The following is a 14,565-nucleotide window of genomic DNA, read 5'->3' as shown; positions in this document are numbered from 1 at the left end:
CGTCCGCGCCCTCGGCATGGACGTCGGCCTGTGGGTCGAGCCCGAAGCCGTCAGCCCCGCATCCCGGCTGTACGCCGAGCACCCCGAGTGGGCGTACCGCGTCGAGGGCCGCCCCGCGACGCTCGTGCGCGAGCAGCTGCTGCTCGACCTCGGCCGCTCCGACGTGCAGGACTTCGTCATCGGCACGCTCGACCGGCTGCTGACCCGGCACCGCATCGACTACCTCAAGTGGGACATGAACCGGCCGCCCACCGAACGCGGCCGTCCGGACGCGGGACCGGCGGGGGACCTGGACCTCGACGCCGCCCACGTGGCCGGCTACCTGCGCGTGCTGGACCACCTGAGGACCCGCCACCCCCACGTGACCGTCGAGGGCTGCGCCGGCGGCGGCGGCCGGATCGAGCACGCCACCCTGGCCCGCACCGACGTGGTCTGGCCCAGCGACAACACCGCCCCGCTGGACCGCCTCGCCACCCAGTTCGGCTACCTGCACGCCCACGCGCCGCACACCATGAGCTCCTGGGTCACCGACGCGCCCGGTGTGTTCGACACCCGGCCGCGCTCGCTGGCCTTCCGGTTCGTGCTCGCCGCGGCCGGCGTCCTCGGGATCGGTGCCGACATCCGGCGCTGGAGCGCCGAGGAGCGCACCGAGGCCGCCGCGTGGGTCGCCCGCTACAAGGAGATCCGCACGGTCGTCCACCACGGCACGGCCCGGCTGCTCGGTTCACCCGACCGGGCCACCTGCGGCGTGCAGTTCGACGAGGCGGACGGCCCGCGGACCGTCGTGGCCGCCTGGAACACCGGCCGCCTCGACGGCGCCCCGCTGATGCCCGGCCGCCCCGACCGGCTGCGGCTGCGGGGCCTCGACCCCGCGGCCCGCTACCTCGACGCGGCGACCGGCACCCTCTACAGCGGCGCCCACCTGCGGCACTCCGGCCTCCCGCTGTCCTGGAGCGCCGGCCACGACGCCGAACTCGTCGTCCTGACCAGGCAATGACGGCGCCCCCGCAGCCCGCCTCACTAGAGTCGCCGACAGGCCCGCACCACGAGGAGTCGACCCGCACCATGAACGCACCCGCAGCCGCCGCCCGCTTCACCGGACGGGTCGCCGTCGTCACGGGCGCCGCATCCGGGATCGGCGCCGCCACCGCGGAACGGCTCGCGGCGGAGGGTGCGGCCGTCCTGCTCGCCGACGTCGCGACCGACGGCGGCGAGGCCGTGGCCGCCGGCATCCGGGCCGGCGGCGGCCGCGCGGAGTTCGTCACCGCCGACGTCTCCTCCCCCCGGGACTGGGAGCGCGTCGCCGAACGGGCCCGCGCCGCCGGTCCGGTGGGAGTCCTCGTCAGCAACGCCTTCACCGTCGACGTGAAACCCGCGCACCTCACCACGCTGGCCTCCTGGGAGCGGCAGCTCGCGGTCAACCTCACCGGCGCCTTCCTCGGCTTCACCGCCCTGCTGCCCGACCTGCGCGAGCAGCGCGGCGCGGTCGTGCTCACCTCGTCCGTGCACGCCCACCGCGGCCTGCCCGGCCACCCGGCCTACGCCGCGTCGAAGGGCGCACTGCTCTCCCTGTGCGGGCAGCTCGCGGTCGAGTACGGACCCGAGGTGCGGGTCAACGCCGTGGTGCCGGGGCCCATCCTCACCGCCGCGTGGGACCGGGTCTCCGAGGAGGACCGGGTGGCCAGCGTCGCCGAGACCGCGGCGGGCCGCTTCGGCACGCCGCACGAGGTCGCGGCCGCCATCGCGTTCCTCGCCGCCGACGAAGCCGCGTACATCACCGGATCGAGTCTCGTCGTGGACGGCGGCTGGAGCGTCGTGAAGTCCTCCGCCTGACCGCCGCACCGACCGACCCGACCTTGCAGAAAGGCAGAACGACATGACCCCATACGCGCGCCGCGGGGTGCACGGCCAGACCGTGGAGACCCTCGCGCGCCGGGTCCTCAGCGGCGAGATCCCGGAGGGGGCGACGCTCGACCTGCCCGCCCTGCAGAGCGAGCTGGACGTGAGCCTCACCGCGCTCCGCGAGTCGCTGAAGGTCCTCGCGGCCAAGGGCATGGTCGACGCCCGCCAGAAGCGCGGCACGTTCGTGCGGCCGCGCGCCGACTGGAACCTGCTCGACGCGGACGTGCTGCGCTGGCAGTTCGCCGGGGGCACCTCGTCCGGTGCCGACCTCGGTCTGCTGCGCAACCTCGGCGAGGTCCGCGGCATCATCGAGCCCGCCGCGGTGCGGCTGGCGGCCGTCCGCCGCACCGAGCAGGACCTCGACGCCCTCGACGACGCCGTCGCCGCGATGGGGCGGACCGGCCTCGGCGCCTCGCACGCCGTCCAGGCCGACCTCGCGTTCCACCGGGCGCTGCTCGCCGCCACCCACAACGAGCTGCTGGAACGCATGGAGATGGTGATCGAGTCCGGTCTCGCCCACCGCGACGAGATCGTGCACGCCTCGCCCCACGGCGAGGACCCGGTGCCCAGCCACCGCGCGGTGCTGGACGCCGTCCGCGCCCAGGACCCGGACGCCGCTGAGGCGGCCATGCGGGCCCTGCTGGAGCAGGCCGTCCGCGACCTGGACCTGGTGCACGGCGCCGGCGGGGCCCGGAACGGCGACACCGCGGGCGCCGAGGCCCGCGGCGGGCAGGACGACACGACCGAAGGCAGCAGCGGCACAGGCAGCACCGGCGGCAACGGAGCCGGCGGCCAGGGAACCCGCGCACCCCGTCCGGAGGACACCCCGTGAAAATCGTCCGCATCGAGACCTTCCTGGTGGCCCCACGCTGGCTGTTCTGCCGCGTGGAGACCGACGAGGGGCTGGTCGGCTGGGGCGAACCCGTCGTCGAGGGCCGCGCGGAGGTGGTCCGGGCCGCCGTCGACGTCCTCGCCGAGTACCTCGTCGGGCAGGACCCGCTGCGCATCCAGGACCACTGGCAGGTCCTCACCAAGGGCGGCTTCTACCGCGGCGGCCCGATACTCTCCAGCGCCGTCGCCGGCCTCGACCACGCCCTGTGGGACATCGCGGGACAGGCCTACGGCGCGCCCGTGCACGCCCTGCTCGGCGGGCCGGTCAGGGACGCGGTCCGCGTCTACGCCTGGGTCGGCGGTGACGAGCCGTCGCGGCTCGCCGAGGAGATCAGCGCACAGATCGAGGCCGGCTTCACCGCCGTCAAGATGAACGGCGCCGGCCGCACCGACCCCCTGCCCACCCCCGCGGGGACCGCCGCCGTGGTGGAACGGCTCGCCGTCGCCCGCGACGTGCTCGGCCCGGGACGCGACGTCGCCGTCGACTTCCACGGCCGCTTCAGCCCGGCCGGCGCCCGCCGCGTGCTGCACGAGATCGCCCCGCTGCACCCGCTGTTCGTCGAGGAGCCGCTGCTGCCCGACCAGGGCCACCTGCTGGGTGCGCTCGCCGCGTCCACGCCCATCCCGCTCGCCACCGGCGAACGCCTGTACGGGCGCGCCGAGTTCCTGCCGGCCCTCACCGCGGGCATAGCCGTCGCCCAGCCCGACCTGTCGCACGCCGGCGGCATCACCGAGGTCACCCGGATCGCCGCCCTCGCGGACACCTTCGGCGTCCAACTGGCCCCGCACTGCCCGCTCGGCCCCATCTCGCTCGCCGCGAGCCTCCAAGTCGCCTTCTGCACCCCGAACTTCCTCATCCAGGAGCAGAGCCTCGGCATCCACTACAACAAGGCGGCCGACCTGCTCTCCTACGTCGTCGACACCGAACCGTTCCGGTTCACCGACGGCCACGCGCACCGCACCGACCGGCCCGGGCTCGGCATCACCGTCGACGAGGCGGCGGTCCGTGCCGCCGATCGCGCCGGGCACGCCTGGCGCAACCCCGTGTGGCGCCACGAGGACGGGGCGTTCGCCGAATGGTGAGCGGGCCCGTGCCGCTGCACGTCGCCACCGACCCCACGCACGGCGGCCGTTGGACCTCCCTGCGGGCCGGTGACCGCGAGTGGCTGTGGCACCGCACCGAACCGCGCCGCGAACAGGCCGTCCCCGGCGACGCGTTCGCCGACGCGGGCGGCCTCGAGGAGTGCGTGCCCACCGTGCGCGGCCGTCCCGACCACGGCGACGCCTGGACCCGCCCGTGGACGGCGGTCCCGGGCACTGCCGGCGGCCTCGGGGGAGGCGGCGTGGCGGGTGAGGGACACGGCGGCACGTACACCGTGGAGTGCCCCGACTTCCGGCTCACCCGCACCCTGCGCGCCGTCGAGGGCGCCGTGGTCGCCGACTACCTGCTCACCGCGACGCCCGGCTACCGCTTCGTGTGGGCCGCGCACGCCCTGCTCGACGTCTCGCCGCACGGAACGGTCGCCCTGCCCGAGGGCGCGGCGGGCCGCCTGTACCCCGACGGCGGCGCCGGATGGCGGCCGTTCCGCTGGCCGCACGCCGCGGGCACCGCCCTCGACCGGCTGGGTCCCGACGACGGCACGGCCGTCGGCGCCGTCGTGGACTGCGACGAGGCCGCGGTGCTCGACGGGCCGGATCGCCTCGCGTTCACCCTCGAAGCCGAGGGGCAGCCGGTGTCGGTGGCCCTGTGGCGCAACCTCCGCGGGTTCCCCGACGACGTCCCCTACCGGTCCATCGGTGTCGAGCCCATGCTCGGCCGGGTCTTCGGCGTGGCCGAGGCGGGGGAAGGGGACGCCGCCCGCGTCCCCGCCGAGGGGGAGGTCCGGTGGCGGCTCACCGTCCGGGCGGAGGCGGGCAGTTGACCCTGTGCGCCCGTTCGCGTGGACACCTCCGGCCCGGCCCGTCCCGCACGCCGTCCCCGTGCCACCCATCCGCAACGGCCGGCCGGCACCGGCCCCTTGAGAGAGGAACCCGCACGTGGACCTGCTGACCGCGCTGCGCACCCACCGCCTGGTCGCCATCGTGCGCGGCACCGACCCCGAGGCATCGCTGCGGGCCGTCCTCGCCCTCGTGGAGGAGGGCGTGTCCCTGGTCGAGGTCTCGCTCAGCGGCGAGGGCGCGCTGGACGTGATCGCCGCGGCCCGCGCCGCGCTCGGCCCCGACGCGCTGCTCGGCGCCGGAACGGTCCTCACCGCCGACGACGCCCGCGCCGCGCACCGGGCGGGCGCCGGTTTCGCCGTGACCCCGGCGCTCGGCGAAGGGGTCGCCATCGCACGGGAGCGGGGAATGCCGGTGCTCGCGGGCGTGATGACGCCGACCGACATCGTTGCCGCGCAGGCCATGGGCGTCACGGCGTACAAGATCTTCCCGGCCCAGCAGGCCGGCGGCCCCGCATATCTGCGGGCGCTGCGCGGGCCGTTCCCCCGCCTGCCGTTCGTGCCCGTCGGTGGCGTGGACGCGGCGGCCGCCCGTGCGTACCTGGCCGCCGGGGCGCTCGCGGTCGGCGTCGGCAGCCCCCTGCTGGGCGACGCCGCGGACGGCGGCAGCATCGCGGAACTGCGGTCCAGGGCCGCGGAGTTCCTCGACGCGGTCGGCGCCGGAGCCGGTCACGGCTCCACCGGTTCCGCCCGCCCCGCGCCCGGTTCGGCGCTCGGCACCGCGAACCCCAGCGGATCCACCGCGGGTTCGACCACGGGCGCGCGGAACACCGGCGCATTCGCCGCGGGCCCGGCGGGCGGTTCCGCCGACCCGGACTGACCGGACGCGGACCGCCGCGGCCACCCGGCCCCACTCGCCCCACCACCCGCCCGCCCCGACGTCCCGGAGAGCCGCCCATGCCTCCCGCCCACCCCGGCACCACGCCCGACGACGCTGCCCGGCCGCTGCCGCACGGAAGGGCGCGGCTCCTGCCGGACCTCGGCACCGGCCCGGTCGTCTGCGTCGGAGAGACCATGGCCGCGCTCGTCCCCGACCCGGTGGCACCGCTCGCCACCGCGGCCGGACTCGCCCTGGCCGTCGCGGGCGCGGAGTCCAACGTCGCGATGTACCTCGCCGACCACGCGGTGCCCGTGCGCTGGGTGTCCGCGGTGGGCGACGACCCGTTCGGCGCGCGGGTGCGGGCGGAGGTCGCCGGACGCGGCGTGGACGTCACGGGTGTCCGCACCGATCCGGCTCGTCCCACCGGCCTGCTGGTGAAGGACCCCGCCCCGGACGGCACCCGCGTCCACTACTACCGGCGCGGTTCCGCCGCCTCCGCGCTCGGCCCGGACCTGCTGGCCGACCCGGCCCTGTCCGGTGCCGCGCTGCTGCACCTCACGGGCATCACGGCGGCCCTCTCGCCGAGCTGCCGGGCGCTCCTCGACGCCGCGCTCGACGGCCCGGTACCGGTCAGCTTCGACGTCAACCACCGCCGGGCGCTGTGGCGGGACGGCTCGGCGCCCGCCGTGCTGCGCGACCTCGCCGACCGCGCCGACGTCGTCTTCGTCGGCCTGGACGAGGCGCAGGACCTGTGGGGAGCGTCGCTCGCCGCGGCACAGGACGTCCGCGCGCTGCTTCCCGGGCCCGCGCTGCTCGTCGTCAAGGACGGCCCCCGCGCCGCGACGGCCTTCACCGGCGCGGCCCCGGGTGCCACGCCCGTCACCTGTACCGTGCCGGCGCCCCGGGTCGACGTCGTCGAACCCGTCGGCGCCGGCGACGCCTTCGCCGCGGGCTTCCTCGCCGCGCTCCACCGCGGCGAGCCCCTGCCCCGGTGCCTGCGCCTTGCCCACCTCACCGCGGCCGCCGCCCTGCGCGTCCCCGCCGACCACGGCCCCCTGCCCCCGGCCGAGCGGATCGCCGCACTGCTGGCGGCCTCCGACGACGCCTGGTCCCGGCTGACCGTGCCGGAGGCGCGGCGCGCGGCGGAGCCGGACCCGGAGGCGGCCGCGACGCACTGAGGGCGTCCCGGACGCCGTCTCCGCCGCGCCGTCCGCGCCCCGCGAGTGCGCCGCGCGGCCGCGACCACTGAGCCCGGGCCCGGTGTCCGAACGTCTGGCGTGGCCCGGCCCACGCCCGAACCGGCCCCGGGCCGGCATCCACCGCTGCCGCGTCCCCGCGGCGTCCGTCCGGCGACCCCACCCGGCGCCGGTGAAACCCGCATGCGGGCGCGGCGGCGGCTCTGACAGCATGCCCGGATGCCGAACCAGCACCTGGAACCCGTCGTCGTCCGCCACACCCTGCGCCTCCCGGCCTGCGCCGGGCCGAGCGGGCACGGAGCCGGCGCCGCCCGGCAGTTCGACGCCGCGCTGATGTCCGCGGGCTTCAAGCTGTCGACGGAGCTGCTGGCGCACCTGTCCGGCCTCGACGAGGCGCTGGTCCTCGACACGGCAGTCCGCACGCTCGACACCGTCCGCACCATGGTCGGCGACCACGTCCGGCACAACGTGTACTTCCTCGACTTCCCGGCCAACGTCCCCCGTACCGTGGACTTCTGGTGGGAGTGCGTGGTCGAGGCCCTCCTGGACGAGGCCGCGCGCACCGACGTCCTGGCCCAGCTCTCCACCGGCGCCGTCGACCTGCTCACCCTTCCGGCGTACGGCCGGTACCCGCACACCTACGACGAACTCGTCTCCGTGAGCGACGAGTTGGTCGCCGCCGCCGGCGATCGCAGCACCGTGCTGCACCTGGGCGGCACGCTCGACGACGAGACCACCGCCCTCTACCTGGCGCTCGCCGGCAGCACCACCCCGCTCGGTGAGGACGGCCTGCGCGATCTGGCGACGCTCGCCACGCACTGCGCCGCGGGCCCGCAGCCGGAGGCGATCCCGGTCCGGGAGAACCGCGCGGTCGTCAACCGGGCCCGGCTGGAGACCGGCGCGGACCTCCTGCTGGACACGGTCACCGACGTGCTCCGGCTGGCGTGCGCGCTGTCCGGCGGGGACGTGACGCTGGCGGAGCCCACCCGCTTCCACTCGATGCGCCGCCCCGTCCGGCGGGCCCTGCTCGCCGGCCTCGACGCGGTCGTGGCAGCCGCCCCGGTGAAGCTCGCCGACGTTGCCGCGTACCGCGAGGCGTTCAAGCGTCTCGGCGAGCGGCTGCACCCGCACGAGTACCCCCAGTGGCCACGCGCCGCCGACGTGTTCGCCGTCGCGCGCGGTGAACTGCGACCCGCGCCGTCCTTCGCGGCGCGGGCCGACGACCTCCTTGGCGCCGGCCACGTCACCGAAGCCGTCCGGGTGCTCGCGGCGGCACCCGGCCTGATGTTCCGCTCGCTCGACCGCCTCGTCCGCTCCTGCGCCACCCAGGAGGAGCGCGACGCCGTCGTGGCCGCCGCCGAGGACGCGTTGCCGCAGGTGTCGGGACGCGTCCTGCTGTCCGTCCGCGAGCACCTGAACAACCGGACACGGGAGACCGGCAACCGCCGCGTCTTCGTCAACCGCTTCGGGCGCGCCACCGTCGCACCCGACACCCGCGCGCCGGTGCCGCTCGCCGAACTGGGCCGGCTGAGGGCGCTGTTGGACGCCGAGACGCGCCGCCGGCTGCCCGCCCCCGGCCACCTCCTGCTCGACCCCGACGTCCTCGACGTGGCGCTGCCGCTCAGCGGCAAGGCGACGACCGGCGGTTTCGGCGTGCTGCCGCGCGGCTCGCTGTCCCGCGTCGACGGCGACCTGCTGCGGTTCTTCGTGCACTGGAAGGAGTCCGCGCGCACCACCGACTTCGACCTGTCGGGGCTGCTGCTGGACGGCTCGTACCGGTCGGACGGCTGGCTGTCGTACACCTCGCTGAGCCTGGTCGAGGGCGAGCACTCCGGCGACATCACCGAAGCCCCGGACGGCGCCTCGGAGTTCATCAACCTGCGGCTGGCGGCGGTGTCCAGCGACTTCATCGTCCCGCAGGTCGACATCTACTCGGGTGAGGGATTCGAGCAGGTCGAGGAGTCGTTCTTCGGGTTCATGCTGCGCGATGCCGAGCAGCTGGGGAAGCCCTTCGAGGCCCGCACCGTGCGCATGAAGTCGGAACTGCGCGGCCCTGGACGGGTGGCGCTGCCGCTGGTCTTCCTGCGCGCACCCGACGGCGGCTGGCAGGCCAAGTGGCTGCACCTCTACCTGCGGGGGCAGCCCGCGGCCAACCGGGTCGAGGGCAACAGGGTGACCGTCGCGGCGCTCGTCCGCGGGATCGTCGAGCGCGAGTACCTGACCGTCCGGCACCTGACCGGCCTGATGGCGGACCGTGCCACGACCGTGACGGTGTGGGACGGGCAGGCCGTCCCGGACGGCCCGGTCACCTACGTCGGTCTGGCCCGGCCGGACGGGCTGCACCCCGACTCCGCGGTCATCACCCAGGAAAACCTGCGCGACCTGATCCCGGGCTGACTGCTACGGTGACCGCAGGCGAGGCCATGAAGGGGCTTCCTCCTCACTCTCTCTCATGGATCCAGTCCCTTCGCTCTCCTCGCCGCACACACGCCGGGCCGCCCACCGGGCACCCGGCGTCGTCGTGTCCGGGCGCGGACGCCCGCACCCGGAGCAAGCGCGGCGCCAAGCCGGCCCGGCCGGACTCCTCGCCCCGCCAGGAGCCCGCCCGCCGGGCCGTGGGCAGGGCGGGCCGCCGCCTCACACCGCGGCGGAGGTCTCCGCGAGCGCCAGTGCGCAGCGCACGTGGTGGCCGACCTGGGCGGCGACCGGGACGGGCCGGACGGCGAAACTCGCCGCGTAGTCCCCGCACCGCCGGGCGAGCAGCCGTTCCACGGCCTCGTGGGAGGTCTGGGTGCGGGTCACCCCCGCCCGCAGTGACCGGTCCAGCAGGTGCAGGAGCATGGCGGACGCGCGCAGGGCGATGCGGCGGGCGAACAGCTCCAGGCTCGCCGCGTGGGCCTGGGTGAGACCGGGCATCGGCGTGAAGGCGGGATGCCGGGGGTCCCAGGAATCGGCGAGCGGGCCGCAGACCCGCAACGTCGCGTCGAGGCCCGCGTGCAGGGCGGCCGACGCGGCGTCCGAATCCGCCGGGGGCAGGGCGTCGCGGGCCGGCGCCAGGTGGGTGTCGAGTTCGGCGGACAGGCCGCGCAGCAGGTCCGCCGCGCGGGCCGACGCGTCGTCCGCGTCGGGGTGGGCCGCCGGATCGGCCAGCCGGGTGCTCGCCCACCCGGGGACCTCCACGATGGCGGTCATCCCGCCGTGGGCGTGCGGCGCCAGCCACGTGGAGCGGTGGGCGTTCTCGGGGAACGCCGTGGGGCGTTCGGGCGTACCGGGTGGCGGCAGCAGGTAGATCCCGGGGCCCGCGCTGGCCCACCGCCACGCGTCGAGCGCCCCCGTCTCGACGGGGAGTCCCGCGGCCTGCGCGGACGCGGCGAACGCGGGCGCGAAACCAGGCGCGTGGCGCGTCAGTTGGGCGTAGGTGCCGCCGACGTCCGTGCTGTGCAGGGAGATCTGCACCCGCGGCCGGTGCTCGGCGATGACGTCGAGCAGCGCGCGGGTCTCGGGCATCGGCTCCGCACCCGGCACCGACGGTGCCCACTCGGGCTGCTCCGCGACGGCGGGCCGGAAGTATCCCCGGTACTGCTCGGTCATCGAACCGGGCGGCGGGCCTTGCCGGTTGAGCCGGGCACCGTCCGGGTCGAGGCACGGCAGCAGGTGCCAGACCGTGTCCCGGAGGGCGGGCTCGCCTCCTTCGGCCAGATGCTCGGCGAGCGCCAGGATCGACGCGCCGCCGATCGACTCGTCGGGATGCGCGCCGGCCACCACGAGCACGGAGCGGGTGCCGTGGCCGATGGACAGCAGGTGCAGCGGGCGGTGGGAGCGGGAGCTGCCGATGACGGACAGCCGGCACAGGTCGGGACGGGCGGCCGCGACCCGTTCGACGCCGCGCACCACCTCGTCGGGGGACGGGCAGCGGGTGAACCGGGCTGCGGACGCGGGCGGTTGGTCCAGCGGGCGTGGTCGCACCGTGACCTCCATCTGAGGGCGGGGAGGGTGGGGCTGCGTCCGCTGAGGCTACCGCTCCGCGCGCGGGCGGAGCCGCACGGGGAGCCGGCGGGGAACCCGGGCAGGCGGCGCCCGAGCCGGCCCGGAGCCTTCCTCGAGGCGCGGCCGTCACCGCACGCGTGCGACCGCGGCACCGCCGAGGCGGCCGTTGCCGCTGTGCGGACACCCGGCAACGCCGTCGGTTCGCGCCGGTCCCTCCGTCCGTGGCAGGTCCCACATGCTCTGCCCAAGGTCGCGCCCGAACCAGAGAACAGCTGAACAGGGCGCGGTCCGGCGGCCGTCCGGTCAAGCGGGCAGCCGCTCCAGCAGGCCGGCGAAGTCCGCGCCCGGCGGGAGCGTGCCGAAGGCGAGGCCGCGGTCACCGGCCAGGCGGGAGGCGCAGAACGCGTCGGCCACCGCGGGCGGCGCGTGGCGCACCAGCAGCGAGCCCTGCAGGACCAGGGCGGCACGTTCGATGACGCGTCGCGCGCGCATGGGCGCGTCCTCGGTGAGGACGAGCTCGCCGCGCAGTTCCTGCCAGGCGGCGTCGAGCCGCCGGTCGGCGCCCGACGCGGCCTCGACCTCCGCGCGGAACGCGTCCAGCGAGGCGGGCTCACGGCCCAACGCCCGCAGCATGTCGAGGGCGTTGACGTTGCCCGAGCCCTCCCAGATGCCGTTGAGCGGCGCCTCGCGGTACAGCCGCGGCATGCCCGACGCCTCGTCGTAGCCGTTTCCGCCCAGGCACTCCAGCGCCTCGGCGACGGCGGCCGGCTGCCGCTTGCACACCCAGTACTTGCCGACCGCCGTGGCCAGCCGCAGGAAGGCGCGCTCCGACTCGTCGCCGCGCTGCGCACGGTCCGCCGCGCCGGCCAGCCGCAGTGCCAGGGTGGTGGCCGCCTCCGACTCCACGCCCAGGTCGGCGAGCACGTTCCGCATCAGCGGCTGATCGATCAGCCGGGCGCCGAACACCGCACGGTGGCGGGCGTGGTGGGCGGCCTGCGCGAGCGCGGCGCGGGTGCCGGCGGCGGAGCCGAGGACGCAGTCCAGGCGCGTCATGGTCACCATCTCGATGATGGTCCGCACCCCGCGGCCCTCCGCACCGACGAGCCACGCCACCGTGTCGTCGAACTCCGGCTCGCTGCTGGCGTTGGAGCGGTTGCCGAGCTTGTCCTTGAGACGCTGGATGCGGAAGGTGTTCCGGCCGCCGTCGGGCAGCACGCGCGGCACGAGGAAGCAGGAGAGCCCGCCGGGTGCCTGCGCGAGGACGAGGAACAGGTCGTTCATCGGCGCGCTGGTGAACCACTTGTGGCCGCGCAGCCGCCAGGTGCCGTCGGGCCGCTCGGTGGCCGTCGTCGTGTTGGCCCGCACGTCGGTGCCGCCCTGCTTCTCCGTCATGCCCATCCCGGCGAGCAGGCCGCGCTTTCCAGCGGGGGCGCGCAGCTCCGGGTCGTAGACGCGGCTGGTGAGCAGCGGCTCGTAGACCTTGGCGAGGTCGGAGGAGTGCCGCAGGGCCGGGACGACCGCGTACGTCATGGAGACGGGGCACAGGTGCCCGGGCTCCAGCGTCGTCGCCACCATGAAGCCGGCGGCGCGGGCGACATGGGCGCCGGGCCGCTCGTCGGACCATGCGGCCCCCGCGAGGCCGGCGCTCACCGAGGCGTCCATCAGGCGGTGGTAGGCCGGGTGGAACTCCACCTCGTCGACGCGGTTCCCGTAGCGGTCGTGGGTGCGCAGCTCCGGCTCGTGACGGTTGGCCTGGTCCGCCCAGTGCTGGGCCTCCGCGCTGCCGGCGAGGAGCCCGAACCGGTGCAGCTCCTCCAGGTGCCATCCCGCGCCCCCGCGCTCGACGCCCTCCAGCAGCACGGGGTCGGCGGCGACGTCATGGCCGGCCAACGGCGGTGCCTGGTTGGTCACTTCGTGGGTCACGGCGGTCGGGTTGCTGTGCGGTGCGGCGGTGGTGGACACGGGATCCTCCGGGACGCGGAGCGGGCGGGAACGGCGGGGGCGGATCGAGACGGCGGGAGCGGATGGAGGGGCAGGGCGGGCGGCGGGCGGAGTTACGGGGCCGTGGCGGGCAGGACGGCGTCGGGGGCGGCACCGGCGCATCGCAGGGCCATCGCCGTGAGGTCGGCGAGGAGCCGGCCGGTCGTCGTCTCGTCGGGCGCGCCGTGCGGATCGAGCGGGTCGAGCGGATCGACGAGCACCTCGCCTATCGCTCCGGTCAGGGCGGCCGCGGTGACCTCGGCGTTCTGCGCGGGCAGCAGCCCGGCCGCCGTGCCCTCACGGACCACCTCGGCGAACAGCGCCCGGTAGCGGCGGCGGAAGTCCAGGCGCTCGGCGCCGACCGCGGGCTCCGCGGGCGCCGCGAGCAGGGCGTACGCGAGGCCGCGGTTCTCCAGGGCGCGCCGGGCGAAAGTCGCCACGCCGTGGCCCAGCCGCTCGACGGGGTCGCCGGGTGCGAGCAGCACCTCGCCGAGCACCTCCACCTCGCGGCCGGCCGCGCGGCGGAACACCTCCACCGCGAGCGCCGCCTTGGAGGGGAAGTGCTGGTACACCGAACCGGCCGCGATCCCGGCCGAGTCGGCGACGGCCGTCACCGACGCCTGGGCCCAGCCCACGTCGGCGACGACCGCGGTGGCACGGGCGACCAGGTGCTCCCTCGCGGCCTGGAGCCGGCGGAGTTCGGCGGGTGTCTTGCGGTAGGCCATGAATGAAGTGAAGCACCATTCAGAGTTTCTGGCCATGCCCCCGCCGTGCGGGAGACCGGGTGCGCCTCTCGGCGTCCCGGTGGAAATCCGCACGAAGGCGATCAGTTCGGGCGGGCCAGCCCGGCGATCAGGATGCGGACGAGCCGGCGGGCGTCGTACCGGGGGTCGTTCTCGGCGCCGATGCAGAGGTTGCCGACGCCGCGCATCAGTGCGAGCGCGGTCACGTCCGCCTGGATCTCGCCCCCGGTCGCGGCCGCGTCGAGCAGGCTGCCGCAGACGGGCACCAGCCGGTCGAGGAAGTAGCCGTGCAGGGACTCGAACCCTGCGCTGTCGGACCGCATCACCGCGGCGAGTCCGTGCTTGGTGACCAGGAAGTCGACGAAGAGGTCGATCCACCGGCCGAGAGCGGAGTACGGCGTGGGTCCGGCGGCGAGCAGTTCGGGCCCGGCCTCCGCCAGTGCCTCCACCTGGTGCCGGTACACGGCGATGATCAGGTCGGCGCGGGTCGGGAAGTGGCGGTAGATCGTGGCCGTCCCGACGCCGGCCTCGGCCGCGATGTCGCGCACCGGAGCCTCCACGCCCGAGGTCACGAAGATCGCGGCGGCCGCGTCCAGCAGCGCCCCCTGGTTGCGCCGGGCGTCCGCCCGCTTCGGCCGGTTCGCCCGCCCCGGCGCCTGCTCCGCGACGGATCCCGGGGCCTGTTCCGAGGTCCGGTCCGTCGCCGCTCCGTCCGCCCTTCCCGTTGCCGGGCCGCCACCCTCCGCCTCGCCGCTGACGCTCACCGTGCCGCTCCCTCCGCTGCCGTCATTGCTAAACGGGACAGTGTTCCGTATCGTTAATCGGGACACGGTTCCGTTTGTCTGATGATGCCAGACCGGGTGCCGGCGGGCCACGCGTGCCCGCCCGACCCGCCGCGGCCCGCCGTGTCGCGCCCGTCACGCCCGCAGAGGGGTGGCGTCCACCGCACACCCCACGTTTCGGAGGAAGCACGTCCATGACCGCATCCAGCACCGCACCGTCCACCGCCGTCACCGTCGTCCCGGTCCCGGTCCCGGTCCCGGTCCCGG

At 75.9% G+C, this 14,565-nt stretch carries 11 protein-coding genes and 1 pseudogene; 8 read left to right on the top strand and 4 right to left on the bottom strand.

Annotated features, from left to right (window positions below; translation table 11 throughout):
• The 8 genes and pseudogenes from BMW99_RS38010 to BMW99_RS37975 form a co-directional block, all read left to right on the top strand.
• Positions 1-997, top strand: a 997-nt coding sequence (locus BMW99_RS38010; RefSeq protein WP_143080618.1) for an alpha-galactosidase, incomplete at its 5' end; no start/stop codon positions are given.
• 68 nt (positions 998-1,065) lie between these two features.
• Positions 1,066-1,833 (top strand): SDR family NAD(P)-dependent oxidoreductase, encoded by a 768-nt coding sequence (locus BMW99_RS38005; protein ID WP_069466712.1) that lies wholly within the window; start codon positions 1,066-1,068, stop codon positions 1,831-1,833.
• Between the two features lie 43 nt (positions 1,834-1,876).
• Positions 1,877-2,734, top strand: a complete 858-nt coding sequence (locus tag BMW99_RS38000; RefSeq protein ID WP_079176329.1) for a FadR/GntR family transcriptional regulator — start codon at positions 1,877-1,879, stop codon at positions 2,732-2,734.
• The gene (gene dgoD, locus BMW99_RS37995) at positions 2,731-3,876 is read left to right on the top strand and encodes a galactonate dehydratase (RefSeq protein ID WP_069466713.1); all 1,146 of its coding nucleotides are present in this window, start codon (positions 2,731-2,733) and stop codon (positions 3,874-3,876) included. Before BMW99_RS38000 ends, dgoD begins: the two co-directional genes overlap by 4 nt.
• A gap of 8 nt (positions 3,877-3,884) precedes the next feature.
• Positions 3,885-4,715: a hypothetical protein gene (locus BMW99_RS37990; RefSeq protein ID WP_322900223.1), complete on the top strand. Its 831-nt coding sequence runs from the start codon at positions 3,885-3,887 to the stop codon at positions 4,713-4,715.
• A 115-nt stretch (positions 4,716-4,830) separates the two neighbouring features.
• Positions 4,831-5,448, top strand: a pseudogene (locus BMW99_RS37985) (bifunctional 4-hydroxy-2-oxoglutarate aldolase/2-dehydro-3-deoxy-phosphogluconate aldolase); the annotation flags it as partial.
• 356 nt (positions 5,449-5,804) lie between these two features.
• On the top strand, positions 5,805-6,788 hold the full coding sequence (locus BMW99_RS37980; RefSeq protein WP_075018382.1) for a sugar kinase: 984 nt from the start codon (positions 5,805-5,807) through the stop codon (positions 6,786-6,788).
• A gap of 237 nt (positions 6,789-7,025) precedes the next feature.
• Positions 7,026-9,203, top strand: coding sequence for a TerD family protein (locus BMW99_RS37975; protein WP_069464158.1), 2,178 nt, complete (start codon positions 7,026-7,028; stop codon positions 9,201-9,203).
• Positions 9,204-9,443: 240 nt separating this feature from the next.
• Here the strand turns inward: BMW99_RS37975 and BMW99_RS37970 are convergent, their stop codons facing one another.
• From BMW99_RS37970 to BMW99_RS37955, 4 genes are all read right to left on the bottom strand, one after another.
• Entirely contained in the window at positions 9,444-10,772 is a 1,329-nt protein-coding gene (locus BMW99_RS37970) for a M14 family zinc carboxypeptidase (RefSeq protein ID WP_177226151.1), read from the bottom strand.
• A gap of 324 nt (positions 10,773-11,096) precedes the next feature.
• Positions 11,097-12,755, bottom strand: coding sequence for an acyl-CoA dehydrogenase family protein (locus BMW99_RS37965; protein WP_069467771.1), 1,659 nt, complete (start codon positions 12,753-12,755; stop codon positions 11,097-11,099).
• Positions 12,756-12,847: 92 nt separating this feature from the next.
• Complete coding sequence (locus tag BMW99_RS37960; RefSeq protein ID WP_075018379.1) at positions 12,848-13,498, bottom strand: TetR/AcrR family transcriptional regulator; 651 nt, start codon at positions 13,496-13,498, stop codon at positions 12,848-12,850.
• Positions 13,499-13,599: 101 nt separating this feature from the next.
• A complete protein-coding gene (locus BMW99_RS37955) occupies positions 13,600-14,115 on the bottom strand; it encodes a TetR/AcrR family transcriptional regulator (protein WP_245791796.1) in 516 nt (171 codons plus the stop codon).
• Positions 14,116-14,565 lie beyond the last annotated feature (450 nt).

This window comes from Actinacidiphila rubida (assembly GCF_900110255.1).
In the GTDB taxonomy this organism is placed as follows: Bacteria; Actinomycetota; Actinomycetes; order Streptomycetales; family Streptomycetaceae; genus Actinacidiphila; species Actinacidiphila rubida.
This window is presented reverse-complemented; position numbering and strand designations above follow the sequence as displayed.